Source organism: Microvirga tunisiensis, assembly GCF_009296175.1.
GTDB lineage: Bacteria > Pseudomonadota > Alphaproteobacteria > Rhizobiales > Beijerinckiaceae > Microvirga > Microvirga tunisiensis.
Map to the genome: position 1 here is coordinate 1 of NZ_VOSK01000374.1, position 5445 is coordinate 5445.

Sequence of the window (5445 nt, forward strand, 5' to 3'; positions counted from 1 at the left end):
ACCCCATGTCTTCTCCGCCAACGCGTTCCGACGTTCCAAACCTCGCCGCGATGAAAAAGGCGCAACAGATTGGCTCGCCCAAGCCGCAAGTCAGGTCATCGCAACCAGCGCAGGTGAATACGATCGGCTAGGCAGTCAAGAGTTTCGACCTGATTGCTGAAGGTGGTTCTTCTGATGCCTGGGATACGGACCAGGTGCGAAGCTGGACTTGTAGCGTGCCTGCCTTAACTGTTGAGCCATTCCAAATGCGAGGCGGAGAACCGGCTCTCATACAGAACGAGGTAGCGCCAAAAGTTGGAGACGGTCTGACGGGATGAAGCGGCGTATCGTGGGGGTGTTCGAGCCTCCACTTCTCCACCAAAGGAGTGATACGCCTTGTCTGATCATAACGTCTTCAAGCTCGCCCAGCCAGACAGCTTTACCGATTCTCTGACCGATATCCTGCGCGAGGGCGCCCGCGCCTTGCTGGCGCAGGCCATCGAGGCCGAGGTTGCCGATTTCCTCGCTCAGCACGCCACGCTCAAAACCGCGAATGGGCTGCAGCGCATCGTGCGCCACGGGCATCTGCCGGAGCGTGAGGTGATGACCGGCATTGGCTTGGTCGCGGTCCGCCAGCCCCGCGTGCGCGACCGTCAGGCGGCCCCGGCCGAGCGGGTTCGGTTCCAGCCCTCGATCCTGCCGCCCTGTGCCCGGCGCTCGAAGAGCCTGGAGGTGCTCATCCCGATCTTGTACCTCAAAGGCATCTCCACCGGCGACTTTGCTGAAGCCCTCTCGGCTCTGGTCGGCCAGGAGGCGCCCGGATTGTCGAGTTCCACCATTGCGCGTCTGAAGCAAGTCTGGTCCGAGGACCATGCTCACTGGCGAAAGCGCGATCTCTCAGCCAAGCGCTATGTCTACCTGTGGGCCGACGGCATCCACCTGGAAGCCCGCCTCGAAGATCAGGCCCAATGCATCCTGGTTCTCATCGGGGCGACGCCGGAAGGCAAAAAGGAGCTGGTGGGCTTCACTGACGGGATGCGTGAGAGCGCACACTCGTGGCGCGACCTGCTGCTGGATCTGAAACGGCGGGGCCTCTCGGTTGCGCCCGAGATCGCTGTGGCGGATGGGGCTCTTGGCTTCTGGAAAGCGCTCGGCGAGGTGTGGCCGACCACGCGCGAGCAACGGTGCTGGGTGCACAAGACGGCCAATGTCCTCAACCGGCTTCCCAAGAGCCTTCATGCCAAGGCCAAATCCGCGCTGCAGGACATCTGGATGGCCGAGACGAAGAAGGATGCCATAGGGGCCTTCGACGCCTTCAGGGAAACCTACCGCATCAAGTATGAGAAAGCCGTGGACTGCCTGACGAAGGATCGCGATGCGCTGCTGGCCTTCTATGACTTCCCGGCCGAGCACTGGAAGCACTTACGAACGACGAACCCGATTGAAAGTACCTTTGCGACCGTGCGGCACCGAACCATCCGCTCCAAGGGATGCCTGTCGAACCAGACTGCCTTGGCCATGGTCTTCAAGCTGGTCGAGAGCGCCCAGAAAAGCTGGCGCCGGCTCGATGGCCCCAACCAGTTGCCAAAGTTGATCCGAGGTGTGAAGTTTGCTGATGGCCTTGAGGTTGGTGCTTCGCAATCCGGATCTCAAACTCAACCCGCCGCCTGATCCATCAGGCCGTCACCAAAATCTGGCGCTATCTCCCCCAAGCCCGATGTTCAATGCAAGTGCCTCCCCTGGAACGGGAGAGGCGATCAAAGGTGTGATGGCATGTGCCAACATGAACAGCACGAGCATGTGAATGAGGTAGAGGCCGTAAGATATCTCGCCCAAAAAGACGAGGACGGGCCGGCGGAGTACCCCAGCTCGCGGGTTGTGATATGCAACAGCAACCAGAAACGCGGCGCACAGCGTTACAATCAGGACAGTTCTTGAATCGTACAAGTTAGTCGGAGTGTAGAGGCGTTCAGCTCCCGCCATAACAACAAGAACCATGCAGGTAATGACGACCCGTGCAGGGGCACGAAGACGGAGGAACACCTGCGTGGGAGCCCCGCTCCATCGTGGGATCAGGCTGCCGAGATAAAAGGCAAAAAGGAACGTGTCGAGATGCCCGGCCGACAACCCTGGAACGAGCATCACCACGAGCAGCACCAGAGCACCTGTGGTTACAACTGGCAGAGTGCGGGTGCTCATCCAATACAGAGCTGGGAAAGCCACTGACGCGGCGATTTCGATCCTTATCGACCAGGCTGGGGGGTTCAGGCTATGGCTCCAGCCGGCGGCATTGAGCAGGATCTCCTTCAACCCTGGATCGCTTTTATAGTACCCATTCATCCAGCTTGTTGCTTCGACAAACTCCACCTCTTCAAAGTATAAATAGTACGCTAACGTAGAGGCGAGAGTCACTGCACCAAGAAGAGGAAGCAGACGAAATGCGCGACGGATGTAGAAGGCAACAATTTCTTGTCTTCGGAGATCTCCAGCCCGCGCTAGCGATAGCGTCAGAACTGTTCCGCTCAACACAAAAAACAGAACAACCGCTGCAGTACCATTGAAGATCGAAATCAGAATGTGCTGGACGATGAGCCATCCAGCATCCATGTTCAGTGGGAGCTTAAATACATCGTTGTGGTCATTCACCCGAAATACCAGCAGGGCGTGGAAGACAACGACCATAGCTGCTGCCAGTCCACGTAAGCTAGCGAGACCTTCTGAGAAGGCAGGTAGAGAGCTGGCTTCAGATTTAATGGTAGTGTTTTGCATGCGCACCGACCTCGTTGCTCAGTGCGCCTGCACTGTGCAGTCAAAGGTTGGGTGATTGGTCGCAGCATTACTCATGTACGCGTAGCTGCGCCAAGCTCATGAGTCGCGCTCGACGCCCCAGATGCGCAGGAAGGCTCGCGCGGGCAAGCAACGTCAATCCTGCGGGCAAGCCGACCTATGGAAAAGAACGTCTCCGGCGAAGGGCGAGATAGACTCTGTTCATTGGCTCATGTCCTACGTCGCTGTCTTATACCCTGCACACTCTTATGGAACGGAACAACCCCAGCATAGGTGCCACCTCCAATCTGGTAGCGCGTTTTTTTCGGTGGCCTCGTCGGTTGCCGCCCGCTAGCGTCCATCTATCATCAACAGTGCAGTTGACACACGACCCCGGACATATCCTGCTCAATTTTTGAGGCTGTGGAAGCACCGCTCTTTGCTCCCAGTCAATCCGGTGCAGCGTGAGATGGTGCTTGATCGGGCAACGTAACTCCTCGAGGGTGGTTTAAAGCAAATCTCTCCGATCGTGCCTCGCAATTGCTGTTAGCGCAGCTGTGATGGAGGTCCTTTTTGAAGGCCGTCCGCACGAACGGATCGCGCCTTGGGTGCGAGGGCCGGGTCCTCCGGCGGGAGAGACCAAGGCGCTTTTGTAGGCAGAAGAGCCCCCATTGGCTGCAGCTCATGCAGTTTGTTTGCTGGACTTACGCGTACAGATCGACCAGACGCCAACTGCTCCCTCCGTCGCGCTCCGATTAAGACCCAGCGCGGTCGTGCAGACCCTCAGGATCTTCGGTATCGATATGTTGGACGGCATCGTGCAGGGTCTGGCGGCACACCCCGACGAGCCGAGCGGCTTCCGCCTGGTTCATGCCTTCGAGCGCATGGGCTATGGTAAGGAATCGAAGAGCAGCCCGGCAAAGCTATTCATGGACCGCTCACTGGCGCAGGTCTGAGGGCGAGTAGTGGTGACAGATTGAAAGCCCGGCCATGCTGAACTCCATCAACACCGCCCCTTGGCCATTAGGGGATCACGCAATGCCCGCCGAGGCGAACCTGAGCCGGCAATTCCCTGGACCGGCCTAACCTCGGCAGAAGCTCCACGTAGCTAGCCGAAAACGCTATTCAAACAAACTGAGCCGCCTCATCTTTTAGATTGATAGCTCTCGCTCCCGAACTGAGTTTCGACCCATGTACTACCATTATGGGTTAGGCTGACAGTGGTATCCTCATTGTTCCATCCGAATAATTGCTCCACTCCATTGGGATGCAATACTTTCGACGTTGCCGACATACTGGAAAATTTGGCTGAGACCATTGTAGGAATGTACTTTTTTCCCTTATATATGTGGCTTCGCTGGGCTTGTTCTCCAGAATCTGGTCGCCCTCGCGTGAGAATGGTTCAGATATTAGGCTGGAGACAGGAATGAGCATAAAATCGCGGCGCCGCTTCCTCGTAGTTGGTCGCGTTGGCGATAAATCACTACATGATAATTGGATTGCCGAAGGTTCAAGCGAACGAAGTTGGGATCTTCAGTTAAATGCCTATGGTCATGATCTATCTCGGATACAGAATGGCGACCTCCCACTCGTCGTCGATCGAGGCACGAAGTGGGACAGCATCTTTCGCTACTTCAGTTCTAATCCCGAACTGCTTGACCTATATGAATATGTCATGCTTCCAGACGATGATGTTATTATGAGTGCCGATGACATCAATAGAGTCTTTGAGATTGTTGTTGAGCACGATCTGACGATTGCGCAACCGTCGCTGTCGCTCGATAGCTACATCAGCTATCCGATATTGCTACAATCCAAGCAATTCCGGTTGCGGTACACAAATTTCATTGAATCTATGGCCTGTTGTATCAAATCTTCGTACTTGCGGCAAATTCTTCCGATTTTTGAGCGGCACTTTACGGGTTGGGGTACTGATCTAATATGGGCACTGCTTATGAAAGACCCGACATTCTGCGCTGCAGTGATCGATGAAGTGTCCATGAAACACACGCGTCCGCTCTACACTGGACCTCTGTATTCAGCTTTCAGCGAACACAAGATCGATCCTAGCATAGAAGTTAGTAATATACTTTCGTGTTTTGACAATGCACCGAAAGCTATGCTGATTTATGGCGGCATCCTTCGTGATGGCCGCGCTGTCAGCGACGCGGAAGCGCGAATCCGTAATGGATTAGGCCTTCTAGCAGCGGCGTCTCGATCAAAATTACCTTACGCCACAGCACGCATGGGTGCAGCAACAATACTGCGCATCATATCGTATTATGGATATCGACCAGAACGGCTTCGTCCTGTGAGCGGCAGTGAGGCGGAACGTTGGTGCACTTGTGAATGACTTAGGAGAGTCCTCTAGCCGTTCCTATTCACCAGAGTTTGTTTCGGGGCCTATTTGGTAGCGCGGGCGTGCCGATCCGCTGCGTTTCTTTCACCGCGGCAAGGTCTGGAACGTGGGGAACGCGTTGGCAGGGACGGGATGGGATGACCGGGGCGATGGCAGCCCCGGCGCTCAGGGCGAGGCCGCCCGGGGCTGGGGTGCCAGAGCGCTCGCAAGACGCCGGACGAGATCCGCTTCCGGACAGCACGAGGCAAAGGCCAGTCGGATGCGGCTGGTGGTTTCCTGCACCCGCACGGCGATCTTGAGCAGGCGCAACCGCAGCGTTGCGAACTCCGCCCGGGCGAGAT

5 protein-coding genes are annotated in these 5445 nt (G+C 56.5%); 3 read left to right on the top strand and 2 right to left on the bottom strand.

All coding sequences use genetic code 11. The features are described from left to right. The first annotated feature begins 375 nt into the window (after positions 1-375). Entirely contained in the window at positions 376-1650 is a 1275-nt protein-coding gene (locus tag FS320_RS37000) for an IS256 family transposase (RefSeq protein ID WP_152717303.1), read from the top strand. Positions 1651-1662: 12 nt separating this feature from the next. Here the strand turns inward: FS320_RS37000 and FS320_RS37005 are convergent, their stop codons facing one another. After that, positions 1663-2748, bottom strand: a complete 1086-nt coding sequence (locus FS320_RS37005) for an acyltransferase family protein (protein ID WP_152717304.1) — start codon at positions 2746-2748, stop codon at positions 1663-1665. A gap of 692 nt (positions 2749-3440) precedes the next feature. Here FS320_RS37005 and FS320_RS48895 point away from each other — a divergent pair. Further along, the gene (locus FS320_RS48895; protein WP_244627626.1) at positions 3441-3701 is read left to right on the top strand and encodes a hypothetical protein; all 261 of its coding nucleotides are present in this window, start codon (positions 3441-3443) and stop codon (positions 3699-3701) included. Positions 3702-4171: 470 nt separating this feature from the next. Beyond that, positions 4172-5098, top strand: a complete 927-nt coding sequence (locus FS320_RS37015) for a DUF707 domain-containing protein (protein ID WP_152717306.1) — start codon at positions 4172-4174, stop codon at positions 5096-5098. 171 nt (positions 5099-5269) lie between these two features. Here FS320_RS37015 and FS320_RS37020 read toward each other — a convergent pair. Continuing rightward, positions 5270-5445: transposase (locus FS320_RS37020; RefSeq protein WP_192926244.1), on the bottom strand; the 176-nt coding region annotated here is incomplete at its 5' end.

Excerpts from the sequence above, each read along its gene's own strand:
- FS320_RS37005 (WP_152717304.1), bottom strand. The coding sequence starts at position 2,748 with ATGCAAAACACTACCATTAAATCTGAAGCCAGCTCTCTACCTGCCTTC.
- FS320_RS37015 (WP_152717306.1), top strand. The coding sequence starts at position 4,172 with ATGAGCATAAAATCGCGGCGCCGCTTCCTCGTAGTTGGTCGCGTTGGC.